Source organism: Methylocystis sp. MJC1 (assembly GCF_026427715.1).
In the GTDB taxonomy this organism is placed as follows: domain Bacteria; phylum Pseudomonadota; class Alphaproteobacteria; order Rhizobiales; family Beijerinckiaceae; genus Methylocystis.
In genome coordinates, this window is the sequence record NZ_CP107558.1 from 1,671,766 (window position 1) to 1,686,810 (window position 15,045).

16 protein-coding genes are annotated in these 15,045 nt (G+C 65.6%); 9 read left to right on the forward strand and 7 right to left on the reverse strand.

Annotation, left to right across the window (positions count from 1 at the left end):
* The first annotated feature begins 88 nt into the window (after nt 1–88).
* From OGR47_RS08020 to OGR47_RS08035, 4 genes are read left to right on the forward strand one after another with little or no spacing between them, the layout of a single operon-like run.
* Nucleotides 89–1,201, forward strand: a complete 1,113-nt coding sequence (locus OGR47_RS08020; RefSeq protein ID WP_165055600.1) for a COX15/CtaA family protein — start codon at nt 89–91, stop codon at nt 1,199–1,201.
* Nucleotides 1,202–1,215: 14 nt separating this feature from the next.
* Entirely contained in the window at nt 1,216–2,142 is a 927-nt protein-coding gene (locus OGR47_RS08025) for a TIGR04222 domain-containing membrane protein (RefSeq protein WP_165055601.1), read from the forward strand.
* Complete coding sequence (locus OGR47_RS08030; protein WP_246729851.1) at nt 2,099–2,965, forward strand: DUF692 domain-containing protein; 867 nt, start codon at nt 2,099–2,101, stop codon at nt 2,963–2,965. Before OGR47_RS08025 ends, OGR47_RS08030 begins: the two co-directional genes overlap by 44 nt.
* The gene (locus OGR47_RS08035; protein ID WP_165055602.1) at nt 2,956–3,516 is read left to right on the forward strand and encodes a hypothetical protein; all 561 of its coding nucleotides are present in this window, start codon (nt 2,956–2,958) and stop codon (nt 3,514–3,516) included. The genes OGR47_RS08030 and OGR47_RS08035 overlap by 10 nt, the downstream gene beginning before the upstream one ends.
* On the opposite strand, the gene OGR47_RS08040 is transcribed toward OGR47_RS08035, so the two are convergent.
* On the reverse strand, nt 3,513–3,914 hold the full coding sequence (locus OGR47_RS08040; protein ID WP_165055603.1) for a flagellar export protein FliJ: 402 nt from the start codon (nt 3,912–3,914) through the stop codon (nt 3,513–3,515). The genes OGR47_RS08035 and OGR47_RS08040 overlap by 4 nt on opposite strands.
* 184 nt (nt 3,915–4,098) lie before the next feature.
* Here OGR47_RS08040 and OGR47_RS08045 point away from each other — a divergent pair, with 184 nt between their 5' ends.
* Nucleotides 4,099–4,572, forward strand: coding sequence for a cupin domain-containing protein (locus OGR47_RS08045; RefSeq protein ID WP_165055604.1), 474 nt, complete (start codon nt 4,099–4,101; stop codon nt 4,570–4,572).
* Between the two features lie 156 nt (nt 4,573–4,728).
* Here the strand turns inward: OGR47_RS08045 and pqqE are convergent, their stop codons facing one another.
* The 3 genes from pqqE to pqqB all read right to left on the reverse strand — a co-directional run bounded on the left by pqqE (nt 4,729) and on the right by pqqB (nt 8,019).
* Nucleotides 4,729–6,168 carry a pyrroloquinoline quinone biosynthesis protein PqqE gene (gene pqqE / locus OGR47_RS08050; protein WP_165055605.1) on the reverse strand — a complete coding sequence of 480 codons (1,440 nt, stop codon included), beginning with the start codon at nt 6,166–6,168 and terminating at the stop codon, nt 4,729–4,731.
* 166 nt (nt 6,169–6,334) lie between these two features.
* Nucleotides 6,335–7,093 carry a pyrroloquinoline-quinone synthase PqqC gene (gene pqqC / locus OGR47_RS08055; protein WP_165055606.1) on the reverse strand — a complete coding sequence of 253 codons (759 nt, stop codon included), beginning with the start codon at nt 7,091–7,093 and terminating at the stop codon, nt 6,335–6,337.
* Nucleotides 7,090–8,019, reverse strand: a complete 930-nt coding sequence (pqqB, locus tag OGR47_RS08060; protein WP_165055654.1) for a pyrroloquinoline quinone biosynthesis protein PqqB — start codon at nt 8,017–8,019, stop codon at nt 7,090–7,092. The genes pqqC and pqqB overlap by 4 nt, the downstream gene beginning before the upstream one ends.
* A 341-nt stretch (nt 8,020–8,360) precedes the next feature.
* Between pqqB and OGR47_RS08065 the strand changes: the two genes are divergently transcribed.
* The 3 genes from OGR47_RS08065 (at nt 8,361) to trpD (ending at nt 11,382) form a co-directional block, all read left to right on the forward strand.
* On the forward strand, nt 8,361–9,527 hold the full coding sequence (locus tag OGR47_RS08065; protein ID WP_246729852.1) for an alpha/beta hydrolase: 1,167 nt from the start codon (nt 8,361–8,363) through the stop codon (nt 9,525–9,527).
* 86 nt (nt 9,528–9,613) lie between these two features.
* Nucleotides 9,614–10,228 (forward strand): anthranilate synthase component II, encoded by a 615-nt coding sequence (locus OGR47_RS08070; RefSeq protein ID WP_165055607.1) that lies wholly within the window; start codon nt 9,614–9,616, stop codon nt 10,226–10,228.
* Between the two features lie 140 nt (nt 10,229–10,368).
* Nucleotides 10,369–11,382 (forward strand): anthranilate phosphoribosyltransferase, encoded by a 1,014-nt coding sequence (trpD, locus tag OGR47_RS08075; RefSeq protein ID WP_165055608.1) that lies wholly within the window; start codon nt 10,369–10,371, stop codon nt 11,380–11,382.
* Nucleotides 11,383–11,391: 9 nt separating this feature from the next.
* Here trpD and glp read toward each other — a convergent pair whose 3' ends face one another.
* From glp to trpC, 3 genes are all read right to left on the reverse strand, one after another.
* Nucleotides 11,392–12,609, reverse strand: a complete 1,218-nt coding sequence (glp, locus tag OGR47_RS08080) for a gephyrin-like molybdotransferase Glp (RefSeq protein ID WP_165055609.1) — start codon at nt 12,607–12,609, stop codon at nt 11,392–11,394.
* Nucleotides 12,610–12,815: 206 nt separating this feature from the next.
* On the reverse strand, nt 12,816–13,292 hold the full coding sequence (gene moaC, locus OGR47_RS08085) for a cyclic pyranopterin monophosphate synthase MoaC (protein WP_165055610.1): 477 nt from the start codon (nt 13,290–13,292) through the stop codon (nt 12,816–12,818).
* An 18-nt stretch (nt 13,293–13,310) separates the two neighbouring features.
* Nucleotides 13,311–14,102 (reverse strand): indole-3-glycerol phosphate synthase TrpC, encoded by a 792-nt coding sequence (trpC, locus tag OGR47_RS08090; RefSeq protein ID WP_165055612.1) that lies wholly within the window; start codon nt 14,100–14,102, stop codon nt 13,311–13,313.
* 238 nt (nt 14,103–14,340) lie between these two features.
* Here trpC and OGR47_RS08095 point away from each other — a divergent pair, with 238 nt between their 5' ends.
* On the forward strand, nt 14,341–15,039 hold the full coding sequence (locus OGR47_RS08095) for a phosphatidylserine decarboxylase (RefSeq protein WP_165055613.1): 699 nt from the start codon (nt 14,341–14,343) through the stop codon (nt 15,037–15,039).
* Nucleotides 15,040–15,045 lie beyond the last annotated feature (6 nt).

Genomic DNA, 15,045 nt, shown 5'->3' on the forward strand with positions numbered 1-15,045 from the left:
TTCGCAGGCGCCGCGCGCTGCTAGGTGTGGACAAGCGTCTTCAGCATCCCTTAAGTGCCGAGGTAGAGAAACCCTTGAGGCGAGCGACATGGAAGACTGGCTTCTCTTTCCGCATCCTGTGCCCGAGGTGAGGCATCGCGCGACAGAGGAAAACGCTGTCGCGGTGCGCAACTGGCTCTGGATCGTCGCAGGCCTCGTCTTTCTGATGGTCATCGTCGGCGGCGCGACGCGCTTGACCGAATCGGGCCTCTCAATCGTCGAATGGAAGCCGGTGACCGGCGCCATCCCGCCTCTTACGCAGCAGGAATGGATCGCGGCTTTCGAGGATTACAAGAAGATCCCGCAATACAAAGAACTCTTTCCGGACATGGACCTCGCCGGATTCCAGTACATCTACGCCTGGGAATGGGCGCACCGGTTGCTCGGGCGCCTCATCGGCGTGGTCTTCGTGGTCCCGCTGATCTGGTTCTGGGTGAACGGAGCGCTTCCATCCTCGGTGAAGCCGAAGCTCGTCGGCATTCTGACCCTGGGCGCGCTGCAGGGCGGCGTCGGCTGGTGGATGGTCTCGTCCGGCCTCGTGCATCGCACGGAAGTGGCGCAGGAGCGGCTCGCCATTCATCTCGTCATCGCGGCTTTCATTTTCTCCGCCTGTCTTTGGGTCGCCGGGGGGCTCGGCTGGCGCAGACCATCGAGCGCGCATGACCATCCGGGGCGGCTGCGCGCGCTGGCTTTCGTTATTTTAACGCTGGTCTTCGTGCAGCTCTTCATGGGCGGCATTGTCGCGGGGCTGCGCGCGGGGCTCGTGGAAAACACATGGCCGCTCATCGCCGGTGCCTTCATTCCGCCGGCCGATGTTCTCTTCCCCAAAGACCCCTGGTGGGCGAATATTCTGGAGACGCCGCTCACGGCGCAATTCTTCCACCGTATGATCGCTTATCTGATCTTCATCCTCGCGGCGCTGCATCTCGGCGACGCGCTGATGAACGCCGGCGGCAGGGCGCGCAGCGGCGCTGTCATCGTCTTCGGCCATGTCGTGGGACAGATCGCGCTCGGCGTTGCGACGCTGCTGCTTGTCGAGCCGTCTTATGCGGGCACGCCGCATCTCCTTGTTGCGCTCGCGCATCAGGCGGTGGGCCTGGGCGTGCTTGCCGTGGCGACATTGCAGGCGCGCCGATTGGCGAATGATCTGGAGATCGTCTGACGGAGCGAAGCGCCTTGAAGAACGTCCTCACTCTTCCCGGCCCCGATTTTCTCAACGTCTACGGCGTCGTGGTCATTCTGACGCTTGCCGCCGCATGGCTTGTCATCCGCCTTGCCGATCGGACGGGCGATCATCCGCCGCCAGTGCCGCAGAGCCCCGACGCTGTGGAAGTGGCCTTTCTGCAGGGCGGGGTGAATCAGGTCATCCGCACCCTCTGCTATGATCTCGTGCAGCATGGCTATGCGTCGCTGGCGAAAGACGACCGCGTCGTTCCTACCGGCAAGAAGCCGGAGCCCGGCGCGCTCAATCCTATGGAGGAGCGCGTTTGGCAAATGATCCAGGTGAGCCCCAAAGCACATGAGCTGTTCAGCAACCGCGCGGCGCGCAAGGAGCTGCTCCAATTGCTGGAGCCTGTGCACGCTAGGCTTGCGGCGCAAGGCCTCGTGAAGCCCGAGTCCGTGAAGGCGTGGCGCACGCGCGTGCAGCTCTTCGGCACGCTCACGCTTCTCGGTTTCGCCGGAGCCAAAATCTATGTCGCGCTGAGCACGGGGCACACGAATGTCTCCTATCTCATCTTTCTCAGCATCGCTTCGGTCGCCGCGCTTTTCGCTTTGGCTTACGTGACGACGCGCAGCCATGCGAGCCGACGCGGTCGCGCCTATCTCGAGGCGATGGAGCTTGCTTATCGACCGCGGCTCGATGCGGCGCTGCTCGCTGTCGGCGCGTCGACAGAGCGAAAAGCTTTCGAGGGTGCGTCGCTCTTTCTCCTCGGGCTCTACGGCTTCTCGGCGCTGAAGGGCACGGCGGACGCCACCTTCGCGCGGCATTTCAAGCGCGCCTCCAGCGAAAGCGGCGGCAGTTGCGGTTCGAGCTGCAGCGGCTCTTGCGGAAATGGCGATGGCGGCAGTGGGTGTGGCGGCTGTGGCGGCGGCGGGGACTGAGGCGCCGGCGCTCGGCTCGGGGCTCGGCTATCGCCCGCCGTTTCGCGCCGATCTCTTCGCCAATCGCTCGCGCGTCGATTTTCTGGAAATAATCGCCGATCATTATTTCGACGCGCCGAATGAGAAGCTCGCGGAGCTTGATCTTCTGCACGCGCATTTCCCCATTGTCGCGCATGGGCTCGATCTTTCGATCGGCAGCGCGGAAGGGATCGACCGCGCCTATCTCGAAAAATTCGCGCGCCTGATCGAGCGCATCGATCCGCCCTGGTGGAGCGAGCATCTGTGCTTCACCCGCGCCGGCGGCGTCGACATCGGCCATCTCGCCGCCTTGCCCTATACGCAAGAGGCGATCGACGTCGTCGCGCGCAATGTAGACATTGTGCGCAAGCGCATCCGCGCGCCGCTCTTGCTCGAAAACATCACGACGGTCGTGCGCGTGCCCGGCGGCGAGATGGAGGAGCCGGAGTTTCTCACCCGCACGCTCGACGCGACCGGCTGCGGCTGGCTCTGCGATGTCGCCAATCTCTATACGAACGCCGTCAACCAGCAGGTCGACATCGACGCGACATTCGAGCGCTGGCCCTGGGACCGGCTCGTGCAGATCCACTACGCTGGCGGGCGCTGGCGGGAGGGAGTCTTGATCGACAGCCACGATTCGGCGACGAGCGAAGCCGTTTGGGCGCTTTACGACCGCATCGTCGCGCATGCGCCGGTGAAGGGCGTCATTTTGGAACGCGACGAGCGTCTGCCGGCTTTCAACGAGCTTCTCGACGAGGTTGCGCGGGCTCGCGCCACGTTGCAGGAATGCGGAAGATGGCCTTGAGGGAGACGCAAGCGCTGCTTGCCTGCATCTTCACCGACGCCAAGGCGCGCCGCGAATTTTTAGAGGATCCCCAGCGCGTAGCCCGCGCCCGCGGCCTCAGCGAAATCGAAGCCGCGACCATGGCGGCGCTCGACAGGCGCGAGGTCGAGGATTTCGCGCGCAGCCTCCTCGGCAAGCGCGCGCTCGATGCGCGCAAAACCTTGCCGCTGACGGCGAAGGCTCTTGGGAAAAAATTCGACGCGCTGCTTTACGAGGCAATCGAAGCGGCGCCGCAGCCGCAGCGCCGCCGCGCCGACGCCGCTGCGCTGGCTAGGCTTCTCGCGTCGCGGCCGATGGACCCGCCATGGATCAGCGATCTCGCGCGCTATGAGATGGGCTTTGTCGCCGCCGCACGGGCAGGCGGCTTTTTCCTCATGCGGCGCTTCGCTTGGCCCATGGACGACATCGCGCGCCAGCTTCTCGCGGGCGCGCGTGTCGATGTTTCTCCTCGCCAGCGCGTCGGGCTCTGGTTGCGGGCGCCGCGCGGGAGATTATTCTTTCGGCTGTTTTAAACGCCGCGCCGGAAGGCGTGCTCGGCGTGACGACGCTCGGCGACGACCTCGATCATGCGCTCGGCGCCGCGGTCGCGCGCTTCCTGGGTCTGCGCCTTGGCGAGCTCCTCATTCGCCTCTTTGAGCTGGGCTTCAGCATCCTCGAGCTGGCCGCGCAATTCATTGAGGGACGCCACGATATTGTCGCGGCGGGTGCGCGCGGCGCGCGCATAGGTCGGGTAGGCGAAGTGGTTCGGATCGGAGATGTTTGCGCGCTGCTCTTCGTGCGAAATCTCGCGGTCGAGTTCGTTCGATATGCGCATGAACTCGGCGATCATCGTATTGAGCTGAACGACGCGCCGGCGTTTCTCGTCAGCTTGAAAGCGCTTCAGGCGCACTAATGTATCCCGCGACTTCATTCCTCGAACTCCATTGACGCTACACTCATGCAAAACAAATCGTTAACTCCGCGAGACAATTTAAATATGCACGCTGTAGGTTGCTCCTTGGTTACCGGGTTCGAAGAATTCCAGGGGTATCCAGCGCGGATGTCGAGAGCCGCCCTATTTTCCGCCCCGGGGGGCGATAAGGGAGGCGGAGCCTATGCGGTCCGTTGTTCTTTCTTTCGGCGCGTTTTGCGCTTTCGGGGTCTGTAGCGCGCTCGCGCAGACGAGCGGGTTGCGTTTCGCCGACGAACTCGATTGGAAGCCGGCGCCCGCCGACCTACCCCGGGGCGCGGACATCGCGGTCCTCTTCGGCGACCCGACGGCGTCAGGGCCCTTCGTTGTCCGGGTGCGGGCGCCGGCCGGCTATCTCGTGCCCGCGCATAAGCATCCTGATGCCGAGACCGTGACGATCATCTCGGGCGCGCTGCGCTTCGGCGAGGGCCAGCGTCTCGATCCGTCCGTGGAAAAATTCCTGCATGCGGGCGACTTCGTGGCCGCGACGCCAGGCATGGGGCATTGGTTTACGGTCAACGAGGACGCTGTCGTGCAGGTGTCAGGCGCGGGGCCGTGGAAGATCGAGTATCTCGATCCGCGCGATGACCCCCGCCACAAGGGCGCTATGCGCGACTGAGCCAAGGCTTTGCGCGTGCCGGTCTTTCCCGGCGGCTGAAGGCCGACCGGGAATTCAGAGGTAATAAACTGAGAGTCACCCTTGCTGCTCTGGATCCCCGATCGCTCGCTTACGCGAGCGTCGGGGATGACAGGGGGCGTTGTCTCATTCGGCTGATTACGCGCCTTGCGGCGCGCCGCCAACGCGCCGGTAGATGAAGTCCGGCGGCGGCGCGTGCGACTCCGTTTCGGCATAGGCCGCAAAACGGGCATGTTCCGGCGAGAGGTGGCAGGCCGGGTCGGTCGCCGTCGGATCGCCCGTGACGGCGAAAGCTTGGCACCGGCAGCCGCCGAGGTCGATCTCGCGGCGATCGCAGGATGTGCACGGCTCCTTCATCCAGTCCGTGCCGCGATAGGCGTTGAAGGCGGCGCCATTCTGCCAGATATCGGCGAGCTTTCGCTCGCGCACATTATCGAAAGCGAGGCCTGGGAGGGTCTGCGCGGCGTGGCAGGGCAGGGCCTTGCCGGAAGGGGTCACCGCCAGGATCGAACGGCCCCAACCGCCCGTGCATTGCTTCGGCCGCGTCGCATAATGGTCGTGGATGACGAAGTCGAAGTTGAGCACGCCCTGCAGGCGCTTCTTCGCTTCCTCGACGACGCCGACCGTCTCCATGAAGGTCTCGCGCGTCGGGATCAAAGCCGCGCGGTTGAGCTGCGCCCAGGCGTAATATTGGATATGCGCGATCTCGATGCGCTGCGCGTCGACCTCGACGGCGAAGTCGATGATCTGCGGCAGATGCGCGATGTTCTGTCGGTGCATCGGCGCATTGATCGTGAGCCCCATGCCAAGCTCGCGCACCCAGCGCGCGACGTCGCGCTTCTTCGGCACGCCGCCTTCAAAGGCGGAAATGCGATCGGCGCTTTCGGGCACGATGTCCTGGATCGAGACCTGCACATGGTCGAGGCCGATCTCGGCCAAACGCTCCAGCCGCTCGCGCGTGAGCAGCACGGCGGAGGTGACGAGATTGGTGTAGAGGCCGGCCTCCACCGCATAGGCCAATATCTCTTCGAGATCGCGCCGCGCCGTGGGTTCGCCGCCGGAGAGATGCAGTTGCAGCGCGCCGATCGACGCCGCCTGACGGAAGGTCTCGCCCCATTGTTCTGCCGTCATCTCGACATTCGAGCGCTCGAGCTCCAGGGGATTGGAGCAATAGGGGCATTGCAGCGGGCAGCGATGCGTCAGCTCGGCGAGAAGGCCGGCCGGTCCGCCTGCGAAGGGCGCGATGGAGGTAGCGAAATCGGAAAGCTTCGGCGGCGCGAAAGGATCGACGCCGTCGCACAGCAGGCGCTTGTCGGCGAGGCCCTGCAGCAGATTCGTTACGTCGCGCGTGATGACGTCGAGCGGCGCTGCGTATTGCTGCGCGAGGCTGGCGCAGAGATCGGCGAGGCGTGTTTTGCCGTCGATGGCTTTGAGCACGATGAGGCCGATGGGGTCGAGCTCATAGGCGCGCTCGGGCGCGAGGATGGCCGTGCGTGCGCGCGGGCGGTCCTCGTGTAGGCGCGAATAGCGCGTGAAGCCGGGGCGGGAGTCCGGGCCGATGATGTAGCGTGTGGTCATTTGTTACCCGGTTACGTCGGGGCTCCCATGTCCCCCAGTCTCTCTCGAGGGACATTTACCATGGTCTCCGCCGTCATTGCGAGCGGAGCGAAGCAATCCAGGGGCAGCCACTACTGCTCTGGATTGCTTCGTCGCTGCGCTCCTCGCAATGACGGTGGGAGGCTTTTTACTCCTCCGGCCGCCACGCGCCCGGCGGGATCAGCGCCGGCGTCACATAGGCGTGATGCAGCGCGTCGAGCTGCGCCCACAGCACATTGCATTTGAACCGCACGGCGCCGACGCAGGCTTCCTGCTCGGCACGGGTTTTCGCATTGTCGAGCACATAGCCCAATGCAAATTCCGAGTCGCGCGGCGCCTGCGACAGACGGCGCTTGAAATAGGCCATCACATGGTCGTCGACGAAGTCGTAATTCTCCAGCATCCCCACGATGCGTTCGCGATGGATGGAGGGCGCGAAAAGCTCGGTCAGCGACGACGCCACCGCCACGACGAGCGGCTGCTCCACGACGAAGCGCACATAGGCCTCCACCGCGAATTTCGTCGCGGGCAGGGCGCCGCGGCGCGAGGTGACATATTCGCGCGTAAAGCCCAGCGCGTCTGTCAACACCAGCCAGCGCTCGATGCCGCCGGCTTCTTCGCCGAGCCCGTCGTGGTCGTGGATGCGGTGAATCCATTCGCGGCGCAATTCGCGGTCGTGGACGCGGCTCATGAAGGCGGCGTCCTTGCGCGGCACGGCTTCCTGATAGCAATAGCGGTTCAGCGCCCAGGCGGCGACTTGGTGCTTCTGCAGCTTGCCGCCATGCAGAAGCTTATGGAACGCGTGCTTGTCGTGGTAGCGCTCGACGCCGACATTGCGGATCGCGGCCTCGAAATCTGTCCTGGACAGCGGCGCGGCGTCGCGCCAATCGGTAGCGATCTCGTTCAAAGCGTCACCTCCATGCCGTCCGCGCCGACCTCCCAGCCTGCCGCCTGCACGGCGGCGCGCTGCGTCGAGTTTGCGTCGAGGACCGGATTCGAATTGTTGATATGCACGTAGATTTTGCGCGCGACGTCGAGCGGCGCCAAGCCGGCTATCGAGCCGTCCTCGCCGCTCATATTGACATGGCCCATGCGCGAGCCGGTCTTGCCCATGAGACCCTGCTCGATCATCTCGTTTTCATGGAACAGCGTGCCGTCGAAGAAGACGAGCGCGGCGCCGCGCAGACGGTTGGCGAGCGGCGCATCGATTTTGGCGCAGCCAGGGATGTAGAAGAAGGATTTGCCCGTCTTCGTCTCGATGACTTCGAGGCCGAGCGTGTCGCCTGCCGAGGTGCCGAAATTCGGCGCGTTCTGGTCTTCGAGATAGAGTGCGATCTTGCCCGGCACGGGGAAAGCGCGGATGGAAAGGCCGAGATCGACGCCGGCCCCCGTCAGCGGGGTCGCCTCGTCCATATGCAATTCGTTGCGCGGCACGAGCTGCTTCTGCAGAATCGTGAAGATCGGATTGGCGGCAAGCGCCTGCAGAACGCGGTCGGCGGCGTAGACGCTGAAGGGCTGCGCTTCGCGCAAGTTCAACAAGCCGGCGACGTGATCGACGTCGCCATTGGTGAGCGCCACAGCTTTGATCGGGCTCGCGCGCACGGGATCGCCTTCGGCCGGCGCGAGCGCCGGGGCGGCGGCGATCTGCTCGCGCAGATCGGGCGACGCGTTGAGCAACACCCAATTGGCGCCATCGGCGCTCACGGCGAGCGATGATTGCGTGCGCGGCGTAAAGCCAGGGGCGCGAGCGCGCACCGCGCGGCAATTGGCGCAATTGCAGTTCCACTGCGGGAAGCCGCCGCCGGCGCCCGAGCCAAGGATTCTGATCCGCATCGCGTCTACAGCGCTTGTTGACAAGCGCCGTTCTCCCTTGTGCGGCAACGGGCGAACGCGACCTCTCCGCTAAAGGGGAGGGAAGGGATCGCGCCCGGCGTTCACCCAATTGCCCAGTCTTCTTTTGGGCGCGCACTATGCACCCTCGGCGCGGCCGCGCAAGTGCGGCATATGTTCGCCTTTGTTTAACCTATCTTCGCGACTTTGCCTTAGAACCGAGGGCCGGCTCGCCCCGCTTTCGTCGCTTTCTCGGGTAAGAAGGGAAGCGCTGGGCCAGGGCGCCTTCGCATCGCATCACTCTCTCGCGGGAAACTTTCCCGGCTGCGCCGGATCGAACCACTTTGCGCATCACGCTTCCGCTTTCGACCCTCCTCGCCGCGACGCTGCTCTCAGGCTGCGTCTCCGATGGCATGCGCGCTGTCGACGGACACTGGACCAACGCCGTCTCGCTTGTCTCGGGCCCGCAGGGCGAGCCCAATCGCGTGCCGCTCTTCGTCGCGTCGACACGGCGCGGGGAGGGCGCGACAGACGACGGGCGTGCGCATTTTTCTCTCACCGCGATCGGCGTGCCGCAGAACCATCGTCCCGGCGCCATGGAGCGGCCGAGCTTCGGCGGCGCGGACAAGAACCGCCATTTCACCGTGCTCTCCAAGCGCAACATGGACGAGGAGGAGTTCTACGGGGAACTCGCCGCCCATGTGTCAGGCCGCATCGGCGTCTCGCGCGACATCCTGCTGTATGTGCACGGCTTCAACACCAGCCATGACGAGGCGCGGTTCCGCCTCGCGCAGGTCGTGGCCGACGGCGGCTTTTCCGGCGTTCCGACGCTTTTCTCGTGGAATTCGCGCGGCGGCCTTTTCAACTACGAGTCCGACAAGGAAGCCGCGACCGTCTCGCGCGACGCGCTCGAGAAAGTGATGCTCTCGCTCGCCAAGACGCCGGGAGTAGGGCGCGTGCATATACTCGCGCATTCCATGGGCTCGTGGCTCACTATGGAGACGCTGCGCGGCATCGCTCTTTCGGGCCATCCCGATCTTGACGGCAAGCTCGGCGAGGTGATGCTCGCCAATCCGGACATCGACCTCAACGTCTTCCGCCAACAGGTCGCGCGGCTCGACCCGCATCGCGTCTCGATCTTCGTCGCCAACAACGATCGCGCCTTGTCGCTCTCCTCGCGCATCGCCGGCGACCGGCCGAGGCTCGGCGCCATGGACCCGTCGAAACCGCAGGACAAGGCGGAGATCGACCGGCTCGGCGTCTCCGTGCACGACATCTCGTCCTTTTCGACGGACTTCATCGGCCACGGCGCCTTCGCCGAGGCGCCCGATGTGGTGCGAAAGATCGGCGCGCATATAGCCGCGCCCCGCGCTCAGGACTCCGACAAGCAGGCGATCCCGGATTTCAGGGGCGAGGATACGGGAACGACCGCCGTTCCGCAGACCCCGCCGCCTCCGGGGGCCGTCCAGAAAGTCGAGACATCGCCGCTGCCGCCGGTTGCGGGGCGCTGACGGCTGGAAAGGTTGCCTAACGCGCCCCCGCGGCCTATTGGGAAATTAAACTTCTCGCCGCGAAACGCCAAGGCGCCGGAAAAGCCATGTCCAATGTCACGCTGATCGACAATTACGACAGCTTCACCTTCAATCTGGTCCATTACTTCGGCCAGCTCGGGGCGAATGTCACGGTGCATCGCAACGACGCGGTTTCGGTCGCCGAAGTGCTGGCCGGCGCGCCCGACGCCATCGTGCTCTCGCCCGGCCCCTGCACGCCGCATGAGGCGGGCATCTGCATGGACCTGATCAGAGCCGCCGCCGAGACCGTGCCGATCTTTGGCGTGTGCCTCGGCCATCAATCGATCGGCGAGGTTTTCGGCGGCGAGGTGATCCGCGCCCCGCTGCCGATCCATGGCAAGATGGCGACGATCCTGCACGACGGCGACGCGGTGTTTCGTGGCATCGACGGGCCGTTTCAGGCGACGCGCTATCATTCGCTGGTCGTCAAGCGCGAAACCCTGCCTTCCTGCCTGCGCGTCACCGCCGAGACGCCTGATGGGCTGATCATGGCGCTCTCACACAACACGCTGCCGACCCATGGCGTGCAGTTCCACCCTGAGAGCATCACCTCGCAGCACGGTCACAAGATTTTGCGGAATTTTCTGGACCTCGCGGCCGAGTGGAACGCGGCGCAGCGGGGCAGGGCGAAGGTGGCGTAGGGCCCCCTCCCCAACCCTCCCCCGCTTCGCGGGAGAGGGGGAACACCGTAGCCTTCATCGACAATGCCGATCGCGAGCGTCCCCTCTCCCGCTTGCGGGGGAGGGACAGGGAGGGGGAAAGCCCCTCAAGCAAACCCTCGATGCAAGACTTCAAACCCTATATCGCCGCCATCGCCGAAGGCGAGCCGCTCGCCCGCGAAGAGGCGCGCGCCGCCTTCTCGCTGATTTTCGAAGGCGCCGCGACCCCGGCGCAACTCGGGGCCTTCCTCATGGGCCTGCGCATGCGCGGCGAAACCGTGGAGGAAATCATCGGCGCGGCGCAGGCCATGCGCGCCGCGATGACGCCCGTCGAGGCGCCGCCCGGCGCGATCGACATTGTCGGCACCGGCGGCGACGGGGCCGGCACGTTCAACATCTCGACGCTCGCCGCCATTATCGCCGCCGCCTGCGGCGCGGTGGTCGCCAAGCATGGCGGCAAGGCGTCCTCCTCGCGGTCCGGCGCGTCCGATGTGCTGGGCGAGCTTTCGGTGAAGGTGGGCATTCCACCCGCCGCCGCGGCCGCCTGCCTGCGGAATGCCGGCATCTGTTTTATGGCCGCGCCGACGCACCATCCGGCGCTGCGCCATGCGGCTCCGGTGCGGGCGGAGCTTGGCGTGCGCACCGTTTTCAATCTGCTCGGGCCCCTATGCAACCCGGCCCGCGTCGAGCGTCAGGCGCTCGGCGTCTATTCGCGCGATTGGCTCGAGCCGCTGGCGCGCGTGCTGCGGGAGATGGGCTCGCGACGGGTCTGGCTGCTCCATGGCAGCGACGGCCTCGACGAGGCGACGACCACCGGCGTGACCCACGTGGTGGCGCTTGAAGACGGCGCCATCCGCGCCTTCGACATCACGCCGGAGGATGCAGGCCTGCCGCGCGCCACGACGCAGGAGCTCGTCGGCGGCGATCCCGCCCATAACGCCAAGGCGCTGCGCGCGGTGCTGGCCGGCGCGAAGAACGCCTATCGCGACATCGCCGTGCTGAACGCGGCCGTCGCCCTGGTGGTGGCCGAGCGCGCCGCCGACCTTCGCGAAGGCGCGGCGCTGGCGGCGAAAGCGCTCGATACGGGCGCTGCGGCGGAAAAGCTCGAAGCGCTGGTCAAGCACTCCAACGCGTAACCGTGCGCCTTATCCGGGCAAGCGCCAAATCCGGCAGGGGGCGCCGGCCGGCAAAGGGGCGTCGCCCGGCTCGCGGATGAGCAGCGCCTGCGACTGCGCCAGTTCCGTCAGCAGAGAGGAATCCTGCATCGGTTGCGGCGTCGCGACGGGGTGCCCCTCGGCGTCGCGGGAGAGCCTCGCGCGCATATAATCGCGTCGCCCCTTGTTGGCGGGCAGGTTCGCGCCGGCGATGGCGGTTTCCGTCTGATCGGCGCCAGCCTTCGGATCGCCCTGCAGCGCGCGGATCAACGGCGCCAGAAACACCAAAGCGCAGACGATCGAGGCCACCGGATTGCCCGGCAGGCCAAGAATATGCGCATCGCCCAGGCGGCCGGAGATGAGCGGCTTCCCTGGGCGCATGGCAATCTTCCAGAAATCCAGCGTCATGCCCTGGCGGGCCAGCGCGGGGCGCAAAAGATCGTGATCGCCAACCGAGGCGCCTCCCAGCGTCACGAGAATATCCGCCTTGGCCGCGCGGGCGAGGCCGATGCCGCGTTCCAGATCGGCGAGATCGTCGCGGAACAGCCCCAGATCGATCACCTCCGCTCCCGTGCCTTCGGCGATGGCGCCCACGGCGAAACTGTTGCAGGCGATGATCTGCGCGGGACCGGGCTCGGCGCCGGGCGGCACGAGCTCGTCGCCGGACGCCAGCAGCGCCACGCGCGGCCGACGCGCGACGGGCAGAATCGCATGGTTCATGGCGGCGGCGAGCGCCAGTTCCGCAGGGCCGAGACGGGTTCCCACAAAAAGCCCGGCGGCGCCCGCGCGGAAGTCGAGGCCGGCCACGCGGATGTGATTGCCCGGCGCAGCGCCCGATTTGGCGCGGATGCCGCCCTCAGCGACCTCAGCGTCTTCCTGCAAAAGGATGGCGTCGGACCCCGCGGGGACGGGGGCGCCGGTGAAAATGCGGACGGTTTCGCCGGGGTTCAAGGCAGCGGCATAGCCATGGCCGGCGGCGCTTTCGCCGACGAGCTTCAACGGCCCTGCGGCGAGGTCGGCGCTGCGCAGCGCATAGCCGTCCATGGCCGAGACATCGACCGGCGGCTGGGTGCGCTTGGCGACGAGGTCGCGCGCGAGCGTGCGGCCGCGCGCGGCGGCGAGCGGCGTCTCTTCCTCACCGAGAAGGGCGGCGCCAGAGAGAATGCGCGCGAGAGCGTCGTCGACGGAGAGGAGCTTGTTATCGGCCATTGCGGGTTACTCTTTTGCTCGACGAAGCGCGGCTGCCGCTTTTGCGAACCGCAACGCCGCTGTCCGCCGTCATTGCGAGGAGCGAAGCGACGAAGCAATCCAGAGCCCCATCGCGGCCCTGGATTGCTTCGCTTCGCTCGCAATGACGGCCGGAAAAAGGGGAGGTTCACGACGCAGACAGGTTCTGCGTCGAGAATAACAGGCGATTATTCCCGCCGCCAATCGCCGCTTTTGCCGCCCTCTTTCGAAACAAGCTCCACGCCCTCGATGCGCATGGCGCGATCGACGGCCTTCAGCATGTCGTAGATGGTGAGACAGGCGACCGAGACCGCGGTCAGCGCCTCCATTTCGACGCCCGTCTTGCCGGTGACGCCCGCCTCGACGTCGACGCGCAGACCCGGAAGGGACTCGTCGGGCGTGATGTCCACGGAGACGCTCGACAGGGGCAGGGGGTGGCAGAGCGGAATAAGCTCGCTCGTCTTCTTCGCCGCCATAATGCCGGCGATGCGCGCGACGCCGAAGACGTCGCCCTTCTTGGCTTGCCCCGCGACGGCGAGGGCCAATGTCTCGGGCCCCATGACCACGCGCCCGCGCGCTCGCGCGAGGCGTTTCGTATCCGCCTTGGCGGAGACGTCGACCATATGGGCGTCGCCAGTCGCTGAGAGATGGGTGAGCTTGGTCATGCGTCCGAGAAGGTAGGCTTAGCCGTTCAGCAACTTCCGCGCCGCCGCCTCCACATCGTCCTGCCGCATTAGGCTTTCGCCGACGAGGAAGGTGAAGATGCGCGAGGTTTCGAGACGCAGGCAGTCGTCGTGCGTCTCGATGCCGCTTTCGGCGACGATAATCTTGTCGTGGGGGATTTTCTCCGCAAGCCGCTCGCTGGTTTCGAGCGACACCGAGAAATCGTGGAGATTGCGGTTGTTGATGCCGATCAACCGGGTCTCCAGGGCGAGCGCGCGATCGAGCTCGCGCTCATCATGCACCTCCACCAAAACATCCATGCGCAGATCATGTGCGGCGGTGTTGAGCGCCTTCGCCTCTTCGTCGCTTACGGCGGCCATGATGATAAGGACGCAGTCGGCGCCATAGGCGCGGGCCTCGAACACCTGATAGGGATCATAAAGGAAATCCTTGCGGATCGCCGGCAGATGCGACGCCTTGCGCGCGGCCTCCAGATCCTCGAGCTTGCCCTGGAAAGACGGCCCGTCGGTGAGGACGGACATGCAAGCGGCGCCGGCCTTCTCATAGGCCCTGGCGAGTTTCGGAGGATCGAAGTCGGCGCGGATGAGGCCCCTCGAGGGGGACGCCTTTTTGATTTCGGCGATAAGCGCGATGCGGCGTTCATCCAGCTTCGTCTCGATCGCATGCACGAAGCCGCGCGGCGGATCGTGGTCGCGCACATTGCGCTCCAGCGTCGCGAGCGGCATGCGCACCTTGGCCTCGGAGATTTCGGTGCGCTTATAGGCTTCAATGCGGTCGAGAATATCGGTCATGTCTTTTGCCCAAAGCGGGAGGCGCCGCGCCCCGCCGTTGATTCAATAACTGAATAGCGGATCGGAACGCGCAAGCCTATCCCACAAGAGGTCGCGTGGGAGGGCCGAGGACGAATTATGGTAATCAAGGGCCAACGCGGAGCCCGGAGTTAAACGCTCGCCCGTGACTTTGGCGGCGCAACATGGCAAAGAGGCCCCGTCGCGTCTCTGCTCAGGAATCGCGCAGCGGGAGCCCTAAATGTCCGTCATCGACTCCGTTCGCAAGGTCCTCGTCCCCATCCATCCAGAGGGCTATGTCTTCATCGCGGGCTTTGCCGTCGCGGCTTTCGTGCTCGACTGGATTTCCCCGACGCTCGGCTGGATCGGCTTCATCGCCACCGCCTGGTGCGTCTATTTCTTTCGCGATCCGCCGCGGGTCACGCCGCTGCGCGAGGGGCTCGTCGTTTCGCCGGCCGACGGCGTCGTCTGCTCCATCGGCTTCTTCCTGCCGCCGCCGGAGCTCGGCATGGGCGCCGAGCCGCTGCAGCGCATCTCGGTGTTCATGAGCGTCTTCGATTGCCATGTGAACCGCATGCCGGTCACCGGCCGCATCGCCAAAATCGCTTACAAACCCGGCATCTTCGTCAACGCCGATCTCGACAAGGCGAGCGAGGACAATGAGCGCAACGGCCTCATCATCGAGACGCCGCGCGGCCGCTTCGGCGTCGTGCAGATCGCCGGCCTAGTGGCGCGCCGCATCGTCTGCTTCATCAAGGAAGGCGAAAATCTTGGCGTCGGCGACCGTTTCGGCTTGATCCGCTTCGGCTCGCGCGTCGATGTCTATATGCCGTCATCGGCCCGCGCCATGGTGGCGGTCGGCACGCGGACTGTAGCCGGCGAGACCGTGCTCGCGGATATGACGGCGCCGGCGCCGGCGCTGACCTTCAAGACCGGCTGAGGCAGG